Here is a 23,683-nt window from a genome sequence, read left to right on the forward strand (position 1 = left end):
TTCCTCCTAAACTAAAAATTATTTTGAATCCATTTAAAAGCTCTATTCACTAAACCTTTTTCTCTCATGAAAGCAAAATCTATAATCTCTTCTTCTGTGATTTTTTGCCCATAAAGAATTAAACCTATCGAAGTTGAATAAACTGGATTTTTTAAAATATCTGTGAGCCCTACTAGCCCTTTTGGCTTACCTACTCTTACAGGAACTTGAAAGATTTCTTCTCCTAACTGAGAAATTCCCTCAATTTTGGATGCCCCTCCTGTGAGAACAATACCTGCTGGCAATAATTGTGAAAGATCATTAATTCCTAATCTTTGTTTAATCATTTGAAATATTTCTGCATACCTATGCTCTATTACATCTGCAAGAGCTTGACGAGAAAAAATTTTGTCAGATCTACCGTTGATTGAAGGGGTCGAAATTTTATCTCCCTCATTAGTCAACGAGCTAGAAGCACAACCATATTTTTTCTTCAGTTCTTCCGCTTGGGATGTCGGTGTTTGAATTGCTCTCGCAATGTCATTAGTAACATGGTCTCCTCCAACGGGAATATTTACAGTATGGCTAATGGAATCATCCATAAAAATTGCTACATCTGAAGTCCCGCCGCCTAGATCAATTAGACAAACACCCAATCTTTTTTCATCATCTGATAAAACCGAATAACTAGATGCTAATTGTTCTAAAACATAGTCTTGAACAGTTATGCCACAAGCTCTCATACAAGAAGATATGTTTTCTGCTGCGTTTTTATCACAAGATACTAAATGGACTTTAGCTTCCAATCTAACTCCTGCCATTCCCAAGGGTTCTTTAATTCCATTTTGTTGGTCTATTGCATATTCTCTTGCAAGAATATGTAAGAGTTTATATCCGTCTGGAATAGCTTGGGCTTTAGCTGCAGTTATAACTTTCTCAACATCACTAAATTTCACTTTTTTATCCTTTATTGGAACAACGCCTTCAGAGTTCAAGCCATTCGAACTTCCTCCAGAAATTCCTACATAGGCTTGATGAACCCTTATTCCTGACATCAGCTCTGCTTTATTTGTTGCTTCTTGTATCGCCTGAACTGTAGATTCAATGTCAACTACCACACCATTTTTCAAACCTTTAGAAGGATGAGTTCCTAGACCTAAAACATTTAAACCATCAGCATTTGATTCGACTACCAAACAAACAACCTTTGAGGTTCCTATATCAATTCCAACTTTAATATTTTGATTATTAATTGAAGCCATTTTGTTTAGCCGCCTCTTTTTCTCTAACTAATAAATTTTTAAATCTAATATTCTCTGATTCTAAAACTAAAAATCTTTCAAATTCGTCATCAATCATTGAATTCAAAGATCTAACCTCATGAACGTTTAAAGATTTGGTGATAGTTGAAGTCATAATGCCTATTGTCAAAAAACAAAACATGAATATTATTGGAAATTGATCATTCATAATTTTTCACCAACTCTTAGAATTGCGCTTCTGGATCTTGGATTATTCTCAATCTCATCAGAACTTGGTTTTATCACTTTTCCTTTTTGTTTTACTAAATTCTCAAAAGAAATATCAGCTAAATTTCCTTTCAAGAAATTTTTTACAATTCTATCTTCGATTGAATGAAAAGAGATCACCACCAATCTTCCTCCCTTTTTTAATAATTTTATTGAACTTAGAAGAACAGAAATTAACTCATCTACTTCGTTATTTATAAACATTCTTATTGCTCTAAAGATATTGGTTGCAGGATGTTTTTTTGATCGATTAGAGTAAAATTTTAAAGAGGTAAGATCAGAAGTAGATGAAATTTCTTTTTTTCTCCTTTTTTCGATAATTTGTCTTGCAAGATTTCTAGATTTCCTCTCTTCACCAAAAAAGAACAAAACATCAGCAATTTCCTTTTCAGAGGAATTATTTAACCAATCACTTGCAGTCATTCCCGTTGATTGATCCATCCTCATATCGAGATTTGCATCTTTTTTAAAGCTAAAACCTCGTTCCGCATCGTCAAGTTGAATTGAAGAAATGCCGAGATCCAACAAAATCCCGTCGAAAGAATCGTTAATAAAGAAATTTTGCAAATCCGAAAAACTTGAATTAATGAATTCAAATCTGGTGTCGTTTATTTTTTTAGAAAATTCAGATACCTTTGGGTCTTTATCTATAGCTTTTAAACTGCCCTTCTCTGTCAGCTTTTTTAAAATTTCCTTTGAATGACCACCCATTCCAAATGTACAATCTAAGTAGTCGCCATCTTTGTCGTGAAGTAAATTTTCTATAACCTCTTCTGGCATTACCGATATGTGATTCAAAATGGTATCTCCCTTACTTCTTCCGGAAGATCAATTTCAATCCTCTCGCCTTTTATCTCTTTGCCAGATTCTTTTATTTTCCAATTTTTTTCGCTCCACAACTCAAATTTTTGACCCATTCCAATAAGGACAACTTTAGCTTTTTCCTTTAGTTGAGCATATTCTCTTAACGATAAAGGAAGTAAAATATTCATTCGTTCAGAAATCTCAAAATCCATGTAATGTGCATTTCCTAGAAAATTCCATTGCAATGATCTAATTTCAGGATTTAGCCCCGATAAACCCTCAAAAGAATTAGAAATTTTCTTCCATAAGTTCCCTGGATAAATTAATAAAGAAGGATATTGAGGATCTCTGGTTACAATGAGAGAGCCGCCAGCTAAATTTTTTAACTGATCTTTATATTTGGCAGGCATCGCAATTCTTCCCTTAGTATCTAAAACTAAACTGCTGAAGCCATATAAACCGGCCATATTTTGTCCCTATTATGTACACTTAGGTATATTTTTACACACTTTCGCACACTTTTAAAGACATAAGGTCAAATGATTTTTCTTTGTTTTAACGAATATTTGGGATGAGCTGACCCATAAGCCGGGTTCTGTTTTATGTAATCATTCATCTTGGATTTACGTCGCCGCAAACCTCTAGCAACTTACCCAGATTCAATGCGGATAACATTATAGAATCTCTATTTAGTCTTGCTCCAAGTGGGGTTTACAAAGCAATATTTGTTTCCAAATATCCGGTGCGCTCTTACCGCACCTTTTCACCCTTACCTTTACGGCGGTTTACTTTCTGTTGCACTTTCCGTAGTAATTTTCATTACTCCCAGGAGTTACCTGGCACTTCATCCTTTGGAGCCCGGACTTTCCTCTGACTTATGCCAGCGATTACTCGATCAGCTCGTTGAGAATTATATTATTTTTTTTTAAAAAAGTTGTATATTTCTTTTGAATTTTCAGTCGATACTTTTGAAATAATCTTTGAGATTTGTCTTAATGTCATGAAAGGTTTAAGTTCATTGAATAATATTTCTGAGTTTTTAGAATCAAAAATTTCCTCTTCTTCTGTACCATCCAATAAAATTACGTATTCTCCTTTCTCAATTACTTTTGATAAATCTGATTTAACCACCAACTCATAGATTGTACCCCTATAAAATTCTTCATAAATTTTAGTCATCTCCCTTGCGAGTACAATTTTTCTTTCTGGTTCAAAAACTTTTTGAAAATTTTTTAAACTTTTTTTTATTCTTTTAGGTGATTCAAAAAAAATTTGTGTCTCTTTTTTAAATTTTATTTCTTTTAAAAAATTTATTTGTGAAATTTCTTTTTTTGGAAGAAACCCTCGAAAAGTAAAGCTTTTTGTTTTGAGACCTGAGGCAATCAACGCACTTATTACTGAGCTTGCACCAGGAATGGGAACTACATCGATGTTTTTTTCAATTGCCTTTTTTACAAACTCACTACCAGGATCAGATATGAGAGGAGTGCCTGCATCAGAGATCATGGCGATATTTTTTCCCATGAGAATTTTTTCTATCAAAGAGTCTTTTTTGCTTTCTGAAGTGAAATCATTAAATAAAAAAATTTTATTTTTTATTTCATATTTGTTTAGAAGAGTTTTGCTTTTGTGGGTATTCTCCGTTAAAACTAAGTCTACTTCTGATAGAACTTTAATTCCTCTGAAACTGAAGTCTTCTAAATTTCCAATAGGAGTTGCAACTAAATATAATGATCCTTGTGAACTAATGATTAATCCTCCAAAAAAAATTGCTCTCTATCTATTATTGACCATGCTTTTTTTTAGCTGTGCCACAACTGAGAATGACGAATTAAGAGAATTTAACTTTAATTTTGACTCTAATCAAATTACAAAAAAAATTTTCAACGAGCTTAAGACAATTTCAGTCAAAAGAGATATTGAGATAATTCAGTCTTCAAGTTCTCTAAAAGAAGAAAACTTTAAAAAAGGATTTCTTGCGGCCTTCTATTTTAACAACAAATTTTCAAAAAATAAGAAAAGAGTTTATTTCGTTGACGTTGAAGAAAAAATTAAAGTATGTAGAAATCCTTCTAGATCTAGATCTATTACTCTTATTTTAGAAAGTGCTTTAAACAAAAATTTGTTAGAAAAGTGTGATTTTAATAAATCTAGTACTTTTGTGATCAAATTAGATAAGAGTACTTCAGTATCAGGCTATAGAGAGATTACTCCAGGTCACTCATTCTTCGATGATTTAAGAGTTACAAATATTTTAAAAAAAAATAAATTTATCTTAGTAAGTCTTGAAGTCGACGAAATAGAGAAATTTGTAAATTTCGCTAAACAAAATAATCTTGAGATACAAGAGAAAAATCTTTTTCTTCTAGAAAAAACAAATGATTTCGAGTCAACGATCGCCCAGATTTTTGAACAAAATAAAAGTAATGTTAGGAAAAGAAAGGTAGAGAGTATCTTAGGTCGCGATCTTGAATTTTCTAGTAGAAAGAGAAAAGATCTAGAAGATATAATATTAATTTCAAGCTCTGAAGTAGCAAAACGTATTCTTCCTGCTCTTAAATTTAATCTTTTGCAAGATATAGCTGTATTCAATATGCCGAATCACTATGATTCTTGGAATGATTCTTCTTCTCCCTCCGATTTAGAAAATTCTCAAGGCTTAGAATATCCAATATTGGTGAACAAGATGAATTTTGATGACGATTCATTTAATTTTCTAAATTCAAAAGAAAAAGTTATCTATTCTCTTGGTTTTGATGCTTTTGGAGTAATTAATAAAAAAAGTCATTTCGGTTTTTTAGGACAACATTCAATTGAAAATGAAAAAGTTCATTTAGAACCAATTAAAGTAAGGTTTTTTAAAGGTGAAATATTTCAGGATTATTAAATTAAAAATTTTTCTTTTTCCGCTCCCGTTAGGCTGGCCTTAAAAGAATTTTTTTCAAAAATTCTTTCCATGTAATCTTTAATGCCCGCTGCGGCTTTCGTGTTTGGAATATTTATACCTAAAAAGTTTAATCTGAAGAGTATAGGACAAACAACGGCATCTAATATGGTAAATTCTTCTTCATTAAAAAAAGATGGATTACTAAAAAGTATTAAAGAATTTTTCAGATTAACTTCCAAAGCACTTTTACTTTTTGTCAATTCAGATTTTGAGCTAGCTTCATCTTCCAAAGTATCCAAATGGATGGCTAAATCCTTTTCTATCCTATCTAGAATCAGTCTAGTTTGGGCTCTTGCAACAGGATAAACAGGAAGTAATGGAGGATGCGGAAATCTTTCATCAAGGTATTCGACGATTAGAGCAGAGTTATAAAGCGAAAGTTCTCGATCTATTAACAATGGCAAAGAACCATCTGGATTAACATCTAAAATTTCCTTGGGAATTGCATTTTTATCTAACGCCTCCAAATCACATGATATTTCCTTTTCTTGAATTATAATTCTAACTTTTTGGCTTCTATGACCTATTTCATCGTGAAAGAGGACCATGGAAGATCTATTTTTAAGCAAACTCATTTGTGAAGATTTTATTTAAGTTCCTTTTTATACTCTCTGTATAGCAAAAAAGCAAAGGCAGTAAATAATAAAAGAAACAGTAAGACATAAACTCCTAATTGTTGTCTTTCTCTTGCGGATGGATCAGAAACGTAAACTAAGAAATTAGTTAGATCTGCCATTGTTTTATTAAAGTCATTTTCAGACATTGAATTTTGAAGATCTTCTAGGACATGTGGCATTGATACATTTTTGTAAACCAGATTATTGACCCCATAAGGCCTTGAAGAATCAGAATAGAAACTTTTTAAATATGTATAAATCCATTCAGGCTTCCTAACCCTTGCCTCTAGGGTAAGATCGGGTGGAACAGCGCCTAACCAATTTACTGCGTCTTCTTTGTTTAAACTAATTTGCATTAATTCTCCAGGTTTAGAATCATCATAAATTAGATTGCTTATATACAACTCAATAGGAATTTCTAGATCTTCTGCAATTCTTTTGTATCTAGAGTATTTTAAAGAATGGCAACCGTAACAATAGTTCATATAAGTTGATAATCCATTTTGTAATTCTGCATTGTTGTAAATATTTACCTTGAAGTTTTCACATTCAATGGTCCCGCAGCTCAATTCGTCAGCACCAAAAAAATGAAAAGGTATGAAAAGAAACAGAAATGGAAGAAGCTTCATTATTTATCCAGGAACTCTTTCTGGAACTGGCTTACATTTCTCTAATTTAGTATAAATTGGCATAAGTAAAAAATAAGAGAAATAAATAACTGTAAATACTTTTGCCAGAACATTCTTAAGTTCAGTTGGGGGAACTAGCCCAAGGTAACCCAAGACAAAAAAGCTGACAACAAAGCCTGTAAGAAAAATTTTGCTGTAAATACCTTTGTATCTAATAGATTTAACAGGGCTTCTATCTAGCCATGGCAATGCTGCAAATATTGCAATCCCTGCTGCCATAGTGGCGAAACCAAGAAATTTTGCAGTAAATCCAAAAATTGAAAAATCTACTGCTCGAAGCATTGCGTAATAAGGTGTGTAATACCAAGATGGCACGATATGAGCGGGAGTAGATAATGGGTTAGCTGGTTCAAAGTTTACTGTTTCAAGTATGTAACCTCCTCCACCAGGAAAAAAGAAAACTATCCCACAAAAAAATAAAAGAAATACTCCTAGAGCATAAACATCATGAGTAATATCATAAGGATAAAAAGGCTTAGAATCTAAAGGGACACCATCATTGTCTACATGTTTTTTAATATCTATTCCGTCAGGATTGTTTGATCCAATTTCGTGAAGTGCAAGAATGTGGAAAAAAACAACCGCTATCAACATGATTGGTAACAAAACTACGTGAAAAGCAAATAATCTCGACAAGGTTATCCCAGAAACAAGATAATCTCCTCTAACCCAAGTGGCAAGGTCTTCTCCAACAATAGGAATTGATCCAAATAAAGATATAATCACCTGCGCTGCCCAAAAAGACATTTGCCCCCAAGGAAGAACATAGCCTGTAAAACCCTCAGCGCAGAGCAAAACGTAAGTAAACCATCCGCCAAGCCATATCAATTCTCTAGGTTTTTGGTATGAGCCATACATCATCCCTCTAAACATGTGAAGATAAATTAAAACAAAAAAAGCTGAAGCTCCTGCAGCGTGCATGTATCTTAAAAGCCAGCCGTATTCTACGTCTCTCATAATATACTCAACGGAAGAAAAGGCTTCTTCAGCCGTATTTGTATAGTTCATCATTAACCAAAGTCCCGTAAGAATTTGCATTACCAGAACAATGATCATAAGAAATCCAAATAAGTACCAGAAATTGAGATTCGTGGGAGCAGGATACTTAGATAAATGTCTTTCAATTAAATCCGTTAGAGGAAATCTTGTATTAATCCATTGCAACATTATGATACTCCGTCTAAACCAATTACTAATAAATTATCTTTGGGGAAATAATGTGGTGGAACGTCCATATTTGTTGGTGCTGGAACACCTGCATATACTCTACCAACCATATCGAATTTTGAACCGTGGCATGGGCAGAAAAAACCTCCCTGCCAATCAGAGTCGAATGCCACAGAACCTGTTTCAGGATAATATTTTGGAGAGCAGCCAAGATGAGTACAAACTCCCGTAATTACAGCTACTCCTTCTTGTCTTGACCTAATCTGATTATTAACATATTCAGGCTGTTTTGAGTTTTTACCTTCTGGATCAGCTAATCTTGATAGATTGGAGGATAGTAGTTTCACAGTATTTTCTTCCATTTTAACAACAAATATAGGTTTTCCTCTCCACTCAACAACTTTCATTTGGCCTGGTGTTAGTGATGAAATATCAACTTGAACTGGAGCTCCAGCTGCCTCTGCTCGCGCGCTTGGTTTAAAAGCGCTCAAGAAGGGTATGGCAAGAAAAAAAGCTCCTATCGAAGCCATTGAAGCCGTAATAAAACTTAAAAACTTTCTTCTTCCAGGATTTGGAGGAGATATCGGTTGAACCATCGAAATTATCTTTTACTAAATTGTTTTGACTTTCTTGCTTTTACTAATCCAACTTTCTTTCTTTCGACTTGTCTAGAGTCTCTAGTCAAATATCCAGCCGACTTCAATGAAGATCTATACTCTGGATCAAATTTTTCTAAGGCCCTAGATATACCATGTCTAATGGCACCTGCTTGTCCAAATGAACCACCGCCTGAAACTTTGACCATAATGTCGAATTTGCTAGAAATGTCTAAAAGAACTAAAGGTTGCATTACTAGTATTTTAGCAACTTCCCTTCCAAAGTATTCTTCTAAAGGTATATCATTTACTAATATATTTCCTTTTCCTTCAGAAAGATAAACTCTTGCTGTTGAGGTTTTTCTTCTTCCAGTCGCATATGTGGTATCTTGACTCATAATTTATTTTTAGATCTCTAAAGGTTGAGGAGCCTGTCCGGTGTGAGGATGATTTTCACCTTTATAGATTTTAAGTTTTGCTAGCATTTTAGTTGTTAATTTATTTTTAGGTAGCATGCCTTTTACCGCTTTAAGTATGATTTCTTCAGGCTTTTGCTCGACCAAATTTTGAAAGGTCTGAGTTTTTAATCCTCCAGGATAACCCGAATGACTATGGTATTTTTTTTGCGACTCTTTATTCCCGGTAAGTCTTATTTTCTCAGCATTTATGATCACGACAAAGTCTCCAAGATCACTATTTTTTGAAAATTGAGCTTTATTTTTTCCCATCAAAATAGAAGAAATTTTGGAAGATAATCTTCCAAGTGTTTTATTTTCAGCATTTACTAGATGCCATTTTTTGACCATTTCGTCTGATTTAAAACTTTTTGTTTTCATAATTAAAAAAATAGTATTTTCAGCGCGTGAATAATAACTCAGAGAAGTTATAATTTCCAACTTCAATGAATAGAAAAGTATTAATTTCGATATCCTTATGGACCATTTTAGGCTTACTTTCCGGATTCGTGTTCTTAAATTACACTTCTTCGGAAAAGCTTCCAGATATCTTAGAAGAAGCATCTCCATCTGTAGTAAATATTTGGAGCATAAAAAAATGGAAAGCTTGGCAAGAAAAATCTAGCCTTCTTGGAATAAAAAGATATCAGCAAGTAATAAAAACGGGTTTTTTTCCAAATGGATCGGGAGTGATAATTGATAGCCAAGGCAAAATTGTCACTAATTATCATGTTATAAAAGAAGCTTTTCAGAGTAATCAAAAATTAATTATTGAGCTTAATAGTGGTCAAATATTAGAAGCTTTAATTCTTGGTTTTAGTGAGACGGCCGACATTGCTGTAATTCAAACAATAAATGGTGAAAATCTTAAACCAATAAAATTAAAAAAAAATATAGATAACCTTAGAGTTGGAGAACAAGTCATTGCTATCGGCAATCCTCAAGGCTTAGGCAAGTCTTTCAGCATGGGAATTGTAAGTGCAATCAATAGGCAATTTAAAAATGTAACTGGAACTTTCATTCAAACAGATGCCTCTATAAATCCAGGTAACTCTGGTGGGGCTTTAATTGATAAGAATGGATATTTGTTAGGAATAACCAATTTTATTGAGACAACTTCCGGTGGAAGTCAAGGTCTTAATTTTGCAATTCCTGTAGACGAAGTAATGAAGGTCTATAACGAAATTACTAATTAAAAAGCCTTTTCAATCTTAAATCTACTGCATTTGCATGAGCAGTTAAACCTTCCTCTATAGCAATATCTCTCGAAGTTTTTAATATTTTCTTGAAATTTTCATCTCGAGAATTTGTGATATGCGTAAAAGATGAATTAATAAAAAAATCTTGAATGCTGAGTTGAGAGCTGAATTTAGTGGCACCATTAGTTGGTATTACATGACTAGGCCCAGCACAATAATCTCCAAGAACCGCTGTATTCTTTTGGCCAAGAAAAATTGCTCCAGCATAAATTTCTTTTAAGTTAACTTGACTTTCATTTTTAAGAATTAATTGAAGGTGCTCTGGATTAAACTGGTTGCAAACTTCTTTAGCTTCATCAAAATCTGAAACATTTACTATCAGACCTAAATTTTTCAAAGATTTATAAGCATTGGAATCTTTATTAAAGTTAAGATTTTGTAAGTACTCTGAAACTTTATCTTCCACCTTTTCTGCCATCAAATTATTAACTAACACCAAAATACAACTTGAGTTAGGCCCGTGCTCTGCTTGTGCAATTAAATCTAAAGCTATCATTTCTACATCAGCAGTCTCATCGGCAATTATCATTACTTCAGAAGGTCCTGTCATAGCGTCAATTCCAACTATGCCAAAGACCTGTCTTTTTGCTTCCGCAACATATTGATTTCCAGGTCCAAAAATCTTATCAACTTTCTCAAAATTATCTGTACCGAATGCCATTGCTCCTATAGCTTGTGCTCCGCCAATAGAAATAACTTGATCAACTTCTCCAAGGAATGCTGTAGCTAACATCAATTTAGTATTTTTTTCGTTTGACGGCGGAAAACAAAGAAGAATTTCTTTTACTCCAGCAATTTTTGCAAGAACTGAGGTCATAAGTACCGAAGAGGGATAGATCGCACTTCCACCAGGAGCATAGAGACCAATTCTTCTTATTGGCCTAGAAATTTGTCCATATTTTGAAAAAACCTCATCTGTCTTCTCCCAATCAGCTGTACTGATTGATTGATGAAAACTTTGTATGCGTGATTTTAAGAAAATCAGATCATCTTTTATTTCTTTAGGAAGAACGTTATAGGAATCTTCTAATTTATCTCTCGAATGAATTAATTCGTTCAGATTCTTAGCAGATAGATTGTCAAATTTCTTTGAAAATTTGAGTAACGCTTTTTCGCCATTTACTTTTACTTCTTTAAGAATTTTTCTAACTTTATCAGACACTTCTTCTAAATCCTTTAAAGGATCAATATTTCTTCTATAAGATAGGAACTCTTTAAAAGTGACTTTTTTTAATTGAAATTCGTTCATATATGCTTTTTTAATTCTCTTGAAATTTCATTTATTTCTTTAAACTTAGATTTAAATGACGATTTATTAACAATAAGTCTTGAAGTTATATCAGAAATTTTTTCTAGCTCTTTTAGACCGTTTTCTTTTAAAGTTTGACCTGTTTGAACTAAATCGACAATGCAATCAGCAAGGCCTAAAACAGGAGCAATTTCGATAGCTCCTTTCAATATTAAAATTTCTATATCTTTAGAGTTTTCTAGAAAATATTTTTTTGTATATTCAGGATATTTTGAAGCAACTCTAATTTTTTTTTGTCTAGGTATTTTATTTTCCAATGAAGCCAGAGACATCCTGCATTGTCCTATTCCCAAATCTTCAAGTTCGTAATAATTATTTTCTAAATTTGACTCAAATAATATGTCTTTTCCTACAACTCCGATATCAGCTGCTCCATAATTTACAAACTTTGGAATATCCCACGTTCTCAGGATAGCAACTTTTATAAAATCCTTAGAAGTATTAATTATTAATTTTCTGGATTTATCATCAAATTCAATTCCAACTTTTTCAAGAAGAACTTTTACCTCATTTAATAATCTTCCTTTTGGTAAAGCCAACAAAAGACTCATTCGGACACCCTTTCAATATTTGCTCCGAGGAGATTAAGTTTTTCTTCAATTCTTTCGTAACCTCTATCAATGTGATAAATCCTATCAACTTTTGTTTGTCCTTTGGCAACCAATCCTGCTAAGACCAGGCTAGCAGAAGCCCTTAGATCAGTAGCCATTACTGGTGCGGCGAATAATCCGTTTTTGCTACCGACAATAATTGCGGTATTCCCCTGTAAGTTAATATCTCCTCCCATCCTAATTAGTTCTTGAACGTGCATGAATCTATTTTCAAAGACATTTTCTACTACTTTTGACTTACCTGTAGAAATAGAGTTTAAGGCTATAAACTGCGCTTGCATATCTGTTGGGAAAAGTGGGAAAGGCGCGGTAGAAATATTTACTGGACTTGGCTTTTGGTCCATTTCTAATTCTATGCTTTCTTCATTAAAAGTAATATTTGCACCTGAAATTTTTAATTTATCAATGATAGTCTCTAAAATCTTAGGAAATGAGCATTTGATTTGAATTTTTCCTTTGGTCATTGTCACTGCGGTTAGATAAGTTCCAATTTCAATTCTGTCATCCATAACTTCGTATTCACAAGGATTCAGCGAATCTACTCCTTTAACAGTGATTATTTCACTTCCTCCTCCTTCAATATTAGCCCCCATTTTCTTTAAACAAGAAATTAGATCCACAACTTCTGGTTCCTTAGCTGCATTTTTTATAACTGTTGTTCCTCTAGCCAGTACTGCAGCCATAATTGCATTTTCAGTTCCTGTAACAGTTACAGTTGAAAAATCTATTTTGCCTCCCTTGAGACCACCTTTTGCTTTTGCTTTTATATATCCATCAGAGATTTCAATCTCTGCTCCTAATTTCTGCATGCAGTCAATGTGCAAATTTACCGGTCTACTTCCTATTGCGCATCCACCGGGAAGCGCGACTTCTGCTTCATGATATCTAGTCAATAAAGGTCCCAAAACTAATATTGATGCTCTCATAGTCTTGACTAGCTCATATCTTGCAAGCGGATTGACAAGATTTTTTGTATCAACCTCCAAATCCATATCTTCATTAACCGTCATCTCTGCTCCCATAGAACTTAACAGCTCAATCATGGTTGTTATATCATTCAAATGAGGAATATTTTTTATTAAAAACTTGTCTTTTACTAAAATGGAAGACGCTAATATTGGTAGAGCCGAATTTTTTGATCCAGACGCTCTCAACGAGCCTTCGAGCGAAGACCCTCCGGTAATTAGAAGTTTATCCATTATTCTTTTCTAAAACGTTCCAATTATTTATAGCAAAATCTATATTCATATTTCCTACTTTGTACAAATTTAAAAATTGCTTCCTAAAAATTGAGATAATGTCTATACCATCTAATATTAATCCTATAATTTTCCAATCATTATTGATCTTTTTCATTTTGTAAATGAAATCTATCTTTCTTCCACTTAAATTAATTTTTAATTTGACTATTGCCAGATCCATTCGTTCATTAGGATGTAAATGGGATACAATTTTTAGGTCTTCATAATTTAATTCTTTCAAAGCTGAAGAATAAGACTCAAAAAGTGTACTTTTGAACTTTAAATTGAATCTTTCGATTTGTGCTGGAGAAGATTGTTGATAGATCATTTTTCCCATTACTCTTTTTGAAATTTCTTTTGGATCTATTAGATCCTCGATGGACTTTTCAAATCCTGCTATAAATAGATTCTTGTCTTTATCAATTAATTCAATATTTTTCTCTATGTAACCAAATAAATTTTTATGTTGATCATCCAAAAAAATCTCAATCGATTCGCCTGAAAAAGATAAATTTGAAAAGATTATTGAAAATATAAAAATGAATTTACGCATGAAAAAACGTTCTAATGGTTTATTATAAGGCCAAGAAGACAGTATTAAAAATTTCTATGAAAATTAAACCTAAGAAAAAAATTAATTTCTTTAATTCGGCTAAAAAAACCTTTTCTAAAGAAATATATTCTCTTTCACAAATTTCAAAACACATAAGTTCAAAAAATTTTAATGAGATGTGTGAAAAGATACTCTTGAATAAAGGAAATTTATTTCTTATGGGAATGGGAAAATCTGGAAATATTGCTGAAAAAGTATGTTCAACATTATCTTCGACTGGAACTCCAGCAATTTATATAAACGCCGCAGAGGCAAGCCATGGCGATTTAGGGGCTATTACAAAAAAAGATATTTTATTGATTTTTTCGTATTCTGGTGAAACTGATGAAATTCTCAAAATACTTCCAGCTTGCAAAAAGAAAGCAAAAGATATTTTTTCGATTACAGGAAACTCCCAATCATCCCTTTCAATTAACTCTAATGTCTCTTTAACCATAGAAATTGATCAAGAGGCTTGTCCAATGGATCTTGCTCCTACAACTAGCTCTACGGCTATGTTACTTTTGGGCGATGCTCTTGCAATATCATTACTAGAAGCTAAAGATTTTTCTCCACAAGATTTTGCAGAAAACCATCCTGGAGGCAGTTTAGGAAAAAAGTTTTTAAAAGTAAAAGACTTAATGTTAACTAAAAAAAATCTTCCAATAATATCTGAATCCTCCTCGATACATAGTGCAATTTATTTAATGTCTTCAAAAGGTCTTGGCTTAACTCTGATCAAAAGTAAAAATAAAGTATCAGGAATCTTTACTGATGGAGACTTGAGAAGGCTTTTAGAAAAGAAAGTCAACTTGACCGATTTAAAAATCAAAGAAGTGATGACAATGGATTTTAAGTTTGTTTCGGAGGAAATCTTAGTTTCTGAAGCTATAAAAATAATGGAAAAATTTAAAATTTTTTCATTGTTGGTTAAAAATAATAAGGATCAAGTTACTGGTCTCCTAAGGATGCATGACTTATTGGAAGCAAAAATTATTTAATGCGAAGAAATTTAATACTATATTCAATCCTTCTTTTAAGTCTTGCGGGTGTTTTTTTATTTTTGTCTTCCAATTACATTGATTCCTCAAATCAAGAATTTCAAGAAAATATAGTTCAAAATTTATTTCAAGCAGATAAAGTAAAATTGAGAGTATCTTTCTCAGATAAAAAAATTAAATTTTCTGTGAAAAGCGAGATGCTTAATAGCTTAGCAAATTCTAATTTTATGAAATTATTTCAACCTGAAATATATTTATCAGACGAAATGGACTTTGAAATTTCTGGAAACTCTAATAATGCTTTTTTCTATTACAAGACAAATCTCATAGAATTTAAAGAAATAGTTAATTTTAACGGAAGCTTTAAAAAAAATCCTTTTTCTGGCTCTTCTGAGAAAATGATTATTAACTTTTCAGACAACACTTTAGAAGTTTCAAAAAACTTAAAAATAAATTATTTAAATAGTATCTATTCTGCAGATTCGATAAAAATAGATTTATCGGAAAAGTTAATTTTAGACAGTTCTAATATAAAATCTCAAGAAATCTGAAAATGATTATCGCAAAAAACATTAACGTTAATTACGGAAAAAAAACAATTCTTGACGATATTTCTTTAAATGTAGACTTCAAAAAAATAACTGGACTTTTGGGTCCGAATGGAGCGGGAAAAACTACTCTCTTTTATTCTCTTGCAGGCTTGTCGAGACCGTCTGAAGGAAAAATTTACTTAAATGAAACTGAAATTACTAACTTATCGCTTAGCAAAAGAGCTGAAATTGGAATTGTTTATCTGCCTCAGGAGCCCTCAATTTTTAGAAATCTTTCTGTGAAAGATAATTTAAGGTCTTCTCTAGAAACAAAATACTCTTCTAAAAAAAAGATAGAGGAAAATATTAATATCCTTTTAGATGAATTTAATATTTCTTCTATCTCTATGCAAAAAGGAAGAGAGCTCTCTGGAGGACAAAGAAGAAGAGTTGAAATAGCAAGATCAATAGCTTTGAATCCAAAATTTATAATGTTGGATGAGCCCTTTGCGGGTATTGACCCTTTGGCTATTGATGATATTAAAAATTTAATTTCAAAATTAAATGAGAAAGGTTTGGGGATCTTAATAAGCGATCATAATGTAAAAGCTATGATAGACATATGCGAGAACGTCAAGGTCATAAATTCAGGAAGAATTATAGCTGATGGCAGTCCTGCTGAGATTACTGACAACTCAATAGTAAAAAAAGTTTATTTAGGAGAATCTTTTTGAAATTACAAAAAATTGGGCTAAATTTAAAAAAAACAAAAAAAACTTTGTTGCTTGAATTTATATCCCATTCCATTTCTAAAGAAAATAAACTCTCCCCTCTTTCAGATGAAACTTTGAAAAAAATGTTTGAACAGAAAAATAAAATTAAAGTTTCAAGGAAAACTATCTCTAAATATAGAATACTTTTGAACCTTCCAGCGGCTCACTATAGAAAAGACGAAAATGGAGTCTAATAGTTCGTCCAAAACCAGCTCGATACAAAAAATAGTTTCCTCAGGTCAATTTATTAATTCAAGAGAAACCTTGAATTCTCTTCCCGCCTATGAGATTTCATTATTAATTGAATCTAGCCCACCAAATACTAGAGCTTTAATCTGGCAGCTAATAGAAGAAAAGAATGAAGGAGAAATTTTAAAAAATTTATCGGATGACGTTAGAGAAATGATTTTATCCTTTATGAATCCAGCAGAAGTTGCAGAAGTAACAAAAGATCTTGAACCAGACGAAGTAGCAGATATTCTTCAGGATCTACCAAAAAAAGTAATGAAGGAGGTATTAGAAAAAATATCTGACCAAAATAAAAGTATTTTAGAACAAGTTCTAAAATTTCCTGAAGATTCAGCAGGTGGTTTGATGAATACTGATGTTATTGTTGTCAGACCATATCATTCAATTGAATTAGTCTTACGCTATCTAAGGATAAAAAATTCAATCCCCCTTTTAACAGATAATCTTTTTGTAGTTAGCAGAAATAATAAGTTTAGAGGTGTTTTACCAATTTCAAGTTTGATTACAAACTCTCCTAACGAGATAGTAAAAAATATTATGATTCAAAAAAAACCACTAATTGCATCTACAGAATCTAGTGAGGTAATAAAAATATTTGAAAAAGATGATTTAATTTCGGCGCCTGTAATTGACGAAGAAAATAATTTAATCGGGAGAATAACTTTTGATGACGTTATTAGTGAAATTAAATCCGATGCAAACGACTCTTTAAAACAAATGTCTGGTCTGAGTGGAGATACGTTTGAGAAAACTTCTAAAGCGATAAAAAGTAGAGGTTTTTGGTTAGGTATCAATCTTTTCACTGCAATAATTGCTTCTTCTGTAATAAATTTATTTAAAGAAACAATTGAAGAGGTAATTTTTTTAGCAGTTTTGATGCCAATTATTGCAAGTATGGGAGGTGTTGCTGCTACTCAAACACTTACAGTAACTGTTAGAGGTATAGCGTTAGGACAAATAATGTCATCAAATTATATTTATTTATTATCAAGAGAGATAACAGTCGGGATTGTAAATGGTATTTTCTGGGCTTTAATTTTGGGGTTAATTTCTTTCTTATGGTTTAGTGATTTTACTATTGCAATAATCATTTTATTATCTTTAATTATTAATTTGTTTTTTGCAGTTTTAAGCGGATTAGGAATTCCACTTATTTTAAAGTTTTTTAAACTGGACCCCGCTATCGGTGGAAGTGTAATAGTCACAACAATAACAGATGTGGTAGGTTTTTTTTCCTTTTTGGGGTTAGCGACAATTTTCTACAGCTAACTACCATAAGTAAATTTTATTCTTATATTTCTTAAGAAGCCGTAAATAACAGGCCAAATAAATGCAGAAATAAGAGTAAAAATTAATAATTCTAGAAAAATTTTCAAAGAAAAGTTAGAAAAAGAGATTATGAATATCATCTGATTCAAAAAAACTGCGCTAGCAACAATAAGAGATTGCTGAACTCTAAACAACGCTCTTAACCGATGAAAATATCTTTGTATCAAATAAGAACTTATCAAAAAAATCATAACATTTGTGCCCAATACTAAGTCTTGAGATAAATCTAGAAGAAACCCAGAAATTATCGCCCAAAATAAACCCACACTTTTAGGAAGAGCCATATTCCAATAAATGAGGCACATTAAAGTTAATGGAATATTTAAATAGAAGCTGAAAGAATTTCTAAAAATAATCTCAACAATAGAAAAAATAATTATTGTGATACCTATTGTTAAGTAAATAGGAAAAGTATTTCTCTTATCAAGATATTCTGTCATGGAGAGATAAATAATACTTTTGAGCCTTTATCAAATTCAGCGCTAGAAGAAACTTCGACTTCCTGAAATTTAAGATTTTGGTTTTTTGAAATGCTTTTTACCTTTCCAATTAAATATCCTTTTGGAAATTTTCCTCCTAATCCAGAAGAATATATTTCATCGCCTTCATAAAGATTTACTTCACTACTTAAATTTTCAATTGTGAAGGTTTTGTCTTCACCCTTTCCTTTCAAAATTATATTTAAGCCATTTCGAGGAATGTAACTTGGCACAACATTACCTTGCTCATATAAAGGCTGAACTTTTACATAATTAGGGTAAATTTCAGATATTTGTCCAACAACCCCGTAATTATTTAGAACAACCATATTTTCATTCAGTTTTTTTATGTTGGTAAAAACATTTAATGATTCATTGGGGAAAAAACTTTTACTTTTGATTTCCCCAAGAATTGAAACAGAAAAATTTTTGGTTTTTACAAGATTCATTAAATTTGAAAGCTCGATATTTTCTTCCTCAATATTTTTTAATTTTAAGATTTCAAAATTTAATTTTTCTATCTCATCATTCAAATTATCTATTTCAATATATAATTGATTTTGAGAGCTGAAAAAAAAGGTAATTCTATTTGAAGTTTCAACAACCGTATTTGGTATTTCTGTAAGGGGCTGAAATAATAATTGAAGGTAAATTTTTAAATTTTTACTGTAATCAAAATAAAAATCAGTAAAAAAAATTGTTAGGGTTAGAAAAAATGATGGAAATATCTTTGAGGCCCTCATCGACCCAGTAGTGAAGATTGCACTTTGAGCTATTTGTGTTTGTTTAAGCTCTTTGTTAATCATTTACTCTGTAGACAGTAAATCTACGTCGTACTTATCTAGAATATCTAGTGCTATGCCCCCACCTCTAGCTACGCAAGTAAGAGGTTCTTCTGCAACAATTACAGGAATTCCTGTCTGTTCAGAAATCATTTTATCTAAATCTCTCAAAAGTGCGCCTCCTCCTGTCAAAACAATACCTCTCTCAGAAATATCTGAGCTCAATTCTGGAGGGGATTGTTCCAAAGCATTTCTTATAGACTGTAAAATAGAAGAAAGCGGACCAGAAATAGCTTCATAAATTTCCTGACTAGATATATTTAAAGTATTGGGAACACCTTCTGCGAGGTTTCTACCTCTAACCTCCATATCTTTTACTTCACTATCGGCAGAAGCACATCCTACACTTTCTTTAATTCTTTCGGCAGTAGATTCACCAATCAAAACTCCATACTTTCTTCTCAAGTAAGAAACAATAGACTCATTGAACCTATCTCCACCGGTTTTTAAAGAACTTGAGAAAACTACACCATTTAAAGCTAATATTGCTATTTCTGTCGTGCCTCCTCCAATATCTACAACCATTGAACCTGAGGCCTCCTCAACGGGGAGTCCAGCTCCTATTGCTGCTGCCATTGGTTCCTCGATTAATCTAACTTCCCTTGCACCAGCTTGCAAAGCTGACTCTCTTATAGCTCTTCTTTCTACTTGAGTTGATTGACATGGAACGCAAATCAAAATTCGCGGACTAGGTCTGAAGAAATTTTCTCCATGAACTTCCTGAATAAAATGTTGAAGCATTTTTTCAGTCACTTGAAAATCCGCTATTACTCCGTCCTTCAAAGGTCTAATAGCCTCAATATTTCCAGGAACTCTTCCAAGCATTCTTTTTGCTTCAGACCCTACTGCAACAACAGATCTGTGGCCATCCGTTTTTTTTATAGCAACAACTGATGGCTCGTCTAAAACAATACCTCTTCCCCTCACATAAACAAGAGTATTAGCTGTACCTAGATCTATTGAAAGGTCGGTAGAATAAAATCCCTTCAAATATTTAGATAATGAAACCATTTTTTTAAATTAAATGTAAAATGCAATCTATTTATATCTCCAAAGATATAATAACTTAAATTATATAAATAAATGAAAATATCAGAAGAAACTTTAAAAAATATTTCCCAATTATCAAAATTAGGAATTCATGATGATACAAAAAAGAAATTGATCAAAGAATTGGAATCTATTTTAGAAATGGTAAATAAAATGAACGAAGTAAATACTGAAAATGTTGAACCAATGAGTCACGCAATGAGTGATTCTCAAAATCTTAGGGAAGATTTAATCTCAAGCGATATAAAAAGAGATGACTACATGGAAAACGCTCCTCTTTCAGAAGATGGATACTATCTAACTCCAAAAGTAATAGAGCAAGATGATTGATCTTAAAAGTTCTGATCTAGTAACTCAAATAGAAGCTCTTAAGAATAAAGAAATCTCCTCATACGAACTCACTTCTATGTATTTGAAAAATATTCAAGATAATGAAAATTTAAATTGCTTTATTTCCATAAATGAATCTGCACTTGAGGATGCAAAAAAAATTGATTCATCGAAAGAAGAATTTGGTCCTCTCAAGGGTATTCCCATTGCTCATAAAGACATTTTTTGCGTGGAAAATGGTAAGACAACTTGTGGATCTAAAATGTTGGAAAACTTTATTTCACCTTATTCATCTACGGTTTATGAAAAGCTTAATAGAGCAGGAACGGTAATGTTGGGTAAAACGAATATGGATGAATTTGCGATGGGATCTTCGAATGAAACCAGTTATTTTGGAAATGTAAAAAATCCTATCGAAAACACTAAAAGTCCCGGAGGTTCCTCAGGTGGATCTGCCGCTGCAGTTAAGGCTAATTTATGTGCCTTTGCAACTGGAACGGATACTGGAGGGTCTATAAGACAACCTGCATCCTTCTGCGGAATTACGGGAATTAAGCCAACCTATGGAAGAGTTTCTAGATGGGGAATGATTGCTTTTGCATCAAGTCTTGACCAAGCTGGAGTTTTCACAAAAACTGCATTAGATGCTGCAATAGCTCTAGAAATGATTTCTGGGTTCGATAAAAAAGACTCTACTTCTATCAATAGCGAAGTTTCAAATTTGAAATATGAGACTGTTTCTAAAATGGATCACATAATTGGAATACCCTCAGACATTATTGATTCGATTAAAGATCCAAAAGTGAAAGAAACCTATTTAGAGAATATTGAACTTTTAAAAAAAAATGGTGTTAAGACTAAGGAAATTAAACTCCAAAATCTTGAATATTCTCTTCCTGCATACTACGTTATTGCTCCAGCAGAATGTTCTGCAAACCTATCTAGATACGATGGGATTAAATTTGGTTATAGTTGCGAAAACCCTAAAAATTTAGAGGATCTTTATACTCGAACAAGATCTGAAGGGTTTGGAGAAGAGGTAAAGAAAAGAATACTTATTGGCACATATTGTCTTTCTGCAGGATATTTTGATGCATATTATCTTAAAGCTCAAAAGATTAGAACCTTGGTTACCGAAAGTTTTAAGAAAGCATTCAAAGATGTCTCGGTTATTGCTATGCCAACCTGCTCAAATACTGCTTTTGATTTAGAGTCAATACAAGATCCTGTAAAAATGTATGAGCAAGACATCTATACAATTCCAGCAAATTTAGCTGGATTACCTGCCATTTCTATTCCAGCTGGATATCAAAAAAATCTTCCACTTGGATTACAATTCATTGGTAATCATTTGCAAGAGTCATCGATATTAAATATTTCACATAAATTTCAAAAAATATCTGATTACCATGTCTAATCCAAAGTCAAACCTATGGGAATCTATTATAGGATTAGAAATCCATGTGCAACTTGCAACTCAATCGAAGATTTTTTCAAGCTCGCCTTCAAAATTTGGAGTAGAACAAAATACTCAAGCCTCAATAATTGATTTAGGATTGCCTGGAGTACTTCCTGTTATCAATAAAAAAGCTATTGAGATGGCAGTAAAGTTTGGTTGTTCTATAAACGCTGAGATAACCAACAAAGCTATTTTTGCAAGGAAAAATTATTTCTATCCAGATTTACCTAAAGGCTATCAGATAAGTCAACTCGAAAATCCTATTGTTGGAAAAGGCTCGGTGATGATTGATTGCGAAGGAGATGAAAAAGAAATCGGGATTACTCGCGCACATCTAGAAGAAGATGCTGGAAAATCTATTCATGATAAATACGAATCCTACACAGCGATTGACCTTAATAGAGCTGGAACACCTTTATTGGAAATTGTATCTGAGCCCGATTTGAGATCTTCAAAGGAAGCAGTTTCTTACCTAAAAAAAATTCATTCAATCGTTACATTTTTAGGTATCTCAGATGGTGATATGTCTCAAGGTTCTTTGAGATGCGATGCTAATGTTTCTATAAGAAAAAAAGGAGAAGAAAAATTTGGAAATAGAACAGAGATAAAAAATATTAATTCTTTTAAATTTGTTGAGAAAGCAATCGAATATGAAATTAAAAGGCAAACTAAAGTTGTAGAGTCTGGTGAAGAGTTAATTCAAGAGACCAGACTATATGATTCAAATAAAAATGAGACTAGGTCCATGAGATCTAAAGAACACGCCAACGACTATAGATATTTTCCTGAACCTGATTTGATACCTCTTAAAATATCAAATGAATATATTCAAAGCGTCAGAGAAAAGCTCCCCGAATTACCTGAACAAAAAATTAAAAGATTTTGTTCTGATTATTTGATAAATGAGTATGAATCAAAAATTCTTAACAGCTCAAGAGAAATGAGTGTTTTCTTTGAAACAATTGCTAAATCTGTGAAGGATGTAAAAACTGCGGCAAAGTGGATTGTGGGCGACTTTTTAGCAATATTAAACAAAAATAATAAAAATATTTTAGAGTCTAACATTTCATCTGAAGATTTAATTGATCTTTTCAAAAATCTTGAAGAAAACAAAATCTCTAATCCAGCTGCAAAAAAAATTCTTGAGGTACTTTGGGATCAGGATCTTACGGTCCAAGAAATTATCAAAAAAGAAAATTTAGAACAAATTTCTAACGAAGATGAACTTTCGAAAATTATAATAAAAATAGTTGAGGAAAACCCAAAACAGCATAATCAGTATAAATCTGGAAAAGATAAATTATTTGGATTTTTCGTCGGTCAAGTAATGAAGGAGACCCAAGGATCGGCAGATCCTAAGATCGTGAATGAGATTTTGAGAAAAAAACTTAACCAGTGACGAACATTGTCAAAGCTTCTGCAATAAAAGCTGGTTTTTCCTGCCCTTCAATCTCCATAGTAACTTCGTTTTTAACTAAATATCTACCGTCTTCCTTTTCATCAACTGATATCAGTTTAGCTTTAGTCCTCACTTTAGATCCAACATTTACTGGTGTTAAAAATCTTACTCTATCTAAGCCATAATTAAACGCCATAGTCATATTGTCTGGCGCTATTCCTCCAGCCTTTAAACCTGCTGTTAAAGATAGTGAAAGGAATCCATGTGCGATAGTAGAGCCAAACAGAGGCGTAGCTTTTTCTGAATCAACATGAATAAATTGATAGTCCAAAGTTGCGTCAGCGAATTGATTAATTCTGTCTTGATCAACTTCGAGCCAATCGGATGGTTCAAATTCTGTACCTATGTAATCTTTTAGCGTTTCTGCGGGAACTAATCCAGCCATAT

The 23,683-nt window shown here is 32.4% G+C and carries 28 protein-coding genes and 1 other RNA gene; 9 read left to right on the top strand and 20 right to left on the bottom strand.

Annotation, left to right across the window (positions count from 1 at the left end; all coding sequences use genetic code 11):
• Nucleotides 1-11: 11 nt before the first annotated feature.
• From ftsA to rplM, 12 genes are all read right to left on the bottom strand, one after another.
• Nucleotides 12-1,241 (bottom strand): cell division protein FtsA, encoded by a 1,230-nt coding sequence (ftsA, locus tag M9C82_04120; protein ID URQ73152.1) that lies wholly within the window; start codon nt 1,239-1,241, stop codon nt 12-14.
• A complete protein-coding gene (locus tag M9C82_04125) occupies nt 1,228-1,449 on the bottom strand; it encodes a hypothetical protein (GenBank protein URQ73153.1) in 222 nt (73 codons plus the stop codon). The genes ftsA and M9C82_04125 overlap by 14 nt, the downstream gene beginning before the upstream one ends.
• Nucleotides 1,446-2,306, bottom strand: coding sequence for a 16S rRNA (cytosine(1402)-N(4))-methyltransferase RsmH (gene rsmH / locus M9C82_04130; protein URQ73154.1), 861 nt, complete (start codon nt 2,304-2,306; stop codon nt 1,446-1,448). The genes M9C82_04125 and rsmH overlap by 4 nt, the downstream gene beginning before the upstream one ends.
• Nucleotides 2,303-2,779 carry a division/cell wall cluster transcriptional repressor MraZ gene (locus tag M9C82_04135; GenBank protein URQ73155.1) on the bottom strand — a complete coding sequence of 159 codons (477 nt, stop codon included), beginning with the start codon at nt 2,777-2,779 and terminating at the stop codon, nt 2,303-2,305. The genes rsmH and M9C82_04135 overlap by 4 nt, the downstream gene beginning before the upstream one ends.
• Nucleotides 2,780-2,880: 101 nt before the next feature.
• An RNA gene (gene rnpB, locus M9C82_04140) (RNase P RNA component class A) lies at nt 2,881-3,215 on the bottom strand.
• A 12-nt stretch (nt 3,216-3,227) separates the two neighbouring features.
• The gene (rsmI, locus tag M9C82_04145; protein ID URQ74124.1) at nt 3,228-3,989 is read right to left on the bottom strand and encodes a 16S rRNA (cytidine(1402)-2'-O)-methyltransferase; all 762 of its coding nucleotides are present in this window, start codon (nt 3,987-3,989) and stop codon (nt 3,228-3,230) included.
• Nucleotides 3,990-5,195: 1,206 nt separating this feature from the next.
• A complete protein-coding gene (locus M9C82_04150) occupies nt 5,196-5,834 on the bottom strand; it encodes a glutathione S-transferase N-terminal domain-containing protein (protein ID URQ73156.1) in 639 nt (212 codons plus the stop codon).
• An 11-nt stretch (nt 5,835-5,845) separates the two neighbouring features.
• A complete protein-coding gene (locus tag M9C82_04155; GenBank protein URQ73157.1) occupies nt 5,846-6,505 on the bottom strand; it encodes a cytochrome c1 in 660 nt (219 codons plus the stop codon).
• 3 nt (nt 6,506-6,508) lie between these two features.
• The gene (locus tag M9C82_04160) at nt 6,509-7,732 is read right to left on the bottom strand and encodes a cytochrome b N-terminal domain-containing protein (protein URQ73158.1); all 1,224 of its coding nucleotides are present in this window, start codon (nt 7,730-7,732) and stop codon (nt 6,509-6,511) included.
• Complete coding sequence (gene petA / locus M9C82_04165) at nt 7,732-8,328, bottom strand: ubiquinol-cytochrome c reductase iron-sulfur subunit (protein URQ73159.1); 597 nt, start codon at nt 8,326-8,328, stop codon at nt 7,732-7,734. Before petA ends, M9C82_04160 begins: the two co-directional genes overlap by 1 nt.
• 5 nt (nt 8,329-8,333) lie before the next feature.
• Nucleotides 8,334-8,726: a 30S ribosomal protein S9 gene (gene rpsI, locus M9C82_04170; GenBank protein ID URQ73160.1), complete on the bottom strand. Its 393-nt coding sequence runs from the start codon at nt 8,724-8,726 to the stop codon at nt 8,334-8,336.
• 9 nt (nt 8,727-8,735) lie between these two features.
• Nucleotides 8,736-9,167: a 50S ribosomal protein L13 gene (rplM, locus tag M9C82_04175; GenBank protein URQ74125.1), complete on the bottom strand. Its 432-nt coding sequence runs from the start codon at nt 9,165-9,167 to the stop codon at nt 8,736-8,738.
• 62 nt (nt 9,168-9,229) lie between these two features.
• On the opposite strand from rplM, the gene M9C82_04180 reads away from it, so the two are divergent.
• Nucleotides 9,230-9,979, top strand: coding sequence for a trypsin-like peptidase domain-containing protein (locus M9C82_04180; protein ID URQ73161.1), 750 nt, complete (start codon nt 9,230-9,232; stop codon nt 9,977-9,979).
• Here the strand turns inward: M9C82_04180 and hisD are convergent.
• Genes hisD through M9C82_04200 form a run of 4 tightly spaced genes read right to left on the bottom strand, consistent with a single transcriptional unit; the run spans nt 9,972 to nt 13,756 of the window.
• Nucleotides 9,972-11,291 carry a histidinol dehydrogenase gene (hisD, locus tag M9C82_04185; protein ID URQ73162.1) on the bottom strand — a complete coding sequence of 440 codons (1,320 nt, stop codon included), beginning with the start codon at nt 11,289-11,291 and terminating at the stop codon, nt 9,972-9,974. The two genes, M9C82_04180 and hisD, sit on opposite strands and share 8 nt — an antisense overlap.
• On the bottom strand, nt 11,288-11,902 hold the full coding sequence (gene hisG / locus M9C82_04190; protein ID URQ73163.1) for an ATP phosphoribosyltransferase: 615 nt from the start codon (nt 11,900-11,902) through the stop codon (nt 11,288-11,290). Before hisG ends, hisD begins: the two co-directional genes overlap by 4 nt.
• A complete protein-coding gene (murA, locus tag M9C82_04195) occupies nt 11,899-13,161 on the bottom strand; it encodes a UDP-N-acetylglucosamine 1-carboxyvinyltransferase (GenBank protein URQ73164.1) in 1,263 nt (420 codons plus the stop codon). The genes hisG and murA overlap by 4 nt, the downstream gene beginning before the upstream one ends.
• Nucleotides 13,154-13,756, bottom strand: coding sequence for an ABC transporter substrate-binding protein (locus tag M9C82_04200; protein URQ73165.1), 603 nt, complete (start codon nt 13,754-13,756; stop codon nt 13,154-13,156). Before M9C82_04200 ends, murA begins: the two co-directional genes overlap by 8 nt.
• 56 nt (nt 13,757-13,812) lie before the next feature.
• Here M9C82_04200 and M9C82_04205 point away from each other — a divergent pair, with 56 nt between their 5' ends.
• From M9C82_04205 to mgtE, 5 genes are read left to right on the top strand one after another with little or no spacing between them, the layout of a single operon-like run.
• Nucleotides 13,813-14,796 (top strand): KpsF/GutQ family sugar-phosphate isomerase, encoded by a 984-nt coding sequence (locus tag M9C82_04205; GenBank protein URQ73166.1) that lies wholly within the window; start codon nt 13,813-13,815, stop codon nt 14,794-14,796.
• Nucleotides 14,796-15,347 carry an LPS export ABC transporter periplasmic protein LptC gene (gene lptC / locus M9C82_04210; GenBank protein ID URQ73167.1) on the top strand — a complete coding sequence of 184 codons (552 nt, stop codon included), beginning with the start codon at nt 14,796-14,798 and terminating at the stop codon, nt 15,345-15,347. Before M9C82_04205 ends, lptC begins: the two co-directional genes overlap by 1 nt.
• Nucleotides 15,348-15,349: 2 nt before the next feature.
• Nucleotides 15,350-16,060 carry an LPS export ABC transporter ATP-binding protein gene (lptB, locus tag M9C82_04215; GenBank protein URQ73168.1) on the top strand — a complete coding sequence of 237 codons (711 nt, stop codon included), beginning with the start codon at nt 15,350-15,352 and terminating at the stop codon, nt 16,058-16,060.
• Complete coding sequence (locus M9C82_04220) at nt 16,057-16,293, top strand: hypothetical protein (protein ID URQ73169.1); 237 nt, start codon at nt 16,057-16,059, stop codon at nt 16,291-16,293. The genes lptB and M9C82_04220 overlap by 4 nt, the downstream gene beginning before the upstream one ends.
• Nucleotides 16,283-17,617: a magnesium transporter gene (gene mgtE, locus M9C82_04225; GenBank protein ID URQ73170.1), complete on the top strand. Its 1,335-nt coding sequence runs from the start codon at nt 16,283-16,285 to the stop codon at nt 17,615-17,617. Before M9C82_04220 ends, mgtE begins: the two co-directional genes overlap by 11 nt.
• On the opposite strand, the gene mreD is transcribed toward mgtE, so the two are convergent.
• Genes mreD through M9C82_04240 form a run of 3 tightly spaced genes read right to left on the bottom strand, consistent with a single transcriptional unit; the run spans nt 17,614 to nt 20,009 of the window.
• Complete coding sequence (gene mreD, locus M9C82_04230) at nt 17,614-18,117, bottom strand: rod shape-determining protein MreD (GenBank protein URQ73171.1); 504 nt, start codon at nt 18,115-18,117, stop codon at nt 17,614-17,616. The genes mgtE and mreD overlap by 4 nt on opposite strands.
• Nucleotides 18,114-18,962 (bottom strand): rod shape-determining protein MreC, encoded by an 849-nt coding sequence (locus M9C82_04235; GenBank protein URQ73172.1) that lies wholly within the window; start codon nt 18,960-18,962, stop codon nt 18,114-18,116. The genes mreD and M9C82_04235 overlap by 4 nt, the downstream gene beginning before the upstream one ends.
• The gene (locus M9C82_04240) at nt 18,963-20,009 is read right to left on the bottom strand and encodes a rod shape-determining protein (protein URQ73173.1); all 1,047 of its coding nucleotides are present in this window, start codon (nt 20,007-20,009) and stop codon (nt 18,963-18,965) included. It lies immediately after the preceding gene.
• A 72-nt stretch (nt 20,010-20,081) separates the two neighbouring features.
• Here M9C82_04240 and gatC point away from each other — a divergent pair, with 72 nt between their 5' ends.
• Genes gatC through gatB form a run of 3 tightly spaced genes read left to right on the top strand, consistent with a single transcriptional unit; the run spans nt 20,082 to nt 23,236 of the window.
• Nucleotides 20,082-20,378 (top strand): Asp-tRNA(Asn)/Glu-tRNA(Gln) amidotransferase subunit GatC, encoded by a 297-nt coding sequence (gatC, locus tag M9C82_04245; GenBank protein ID URQ73174.1) that lies wholly within the window; start codon nt 20,082-20,084, stop codon nt 20,376-20,378.
• Complete coding sequence (gene gatA / locus M9C82_04250) at nt 20,371-21,795, top strand: Asp-tRNA(Asn)/Glu-tRNA(Gln) amidotransferase subunit GatA (protein URQ73175.1); 1,425 nt, start codon at nt 20,371-20,373, stop codon at nt 21,793-21,795. Before gatC ends, gatA begins: the two co-directional genes overlap by 8 nt.
• The gene (gene gatB, locus M9C82_04255) at nt 21,788-23,236 is read left to right on the top strand and encodes an Asp-tRNA(Asn)/Glu-tRNA(Gln) amidotransferase subunit GatB (GenBank protein ID URQ73176.1); all 1,449 of its coding nucleotides are present in this window, start codon (nt 21,788-21,790) and stop codon (nt 23,234-23,236) included. The genes gatA and gatB overlap by 8 nt, the downstream gene beginning before the upstream one ends.
• On the opposite strand, the gene M9C82_04260 is transcribed toward gatB, so the two are convergent.
• Nucleotides 23,226-23,681: a MaoC family dehydratase gene (locus tag M9C82_04260; GenBank protein ID URQ73177.1), complete on the bottom strand. Its 456-nt coding sequence runs from the start codon at nt 23,679-23,681 to the stop codon at nt 23,226-23,228. The genes gatB and M9C82_04260 overlap by 11 nt on opposite strands.
• Nucleotides 23,682-23,683 lie beyond the last annotated feature (2 nt).

It is taken from the genome of SAR86 cluster bacterium (genome assembly GCA_023703675.1).
In the GTDB taxonomy this organism is placed as follows: Bacteria; Pseudomonadota; Gammaproteobacteria; order Magnimaribacterales; family AG-339-G14; genus AG-339-G14.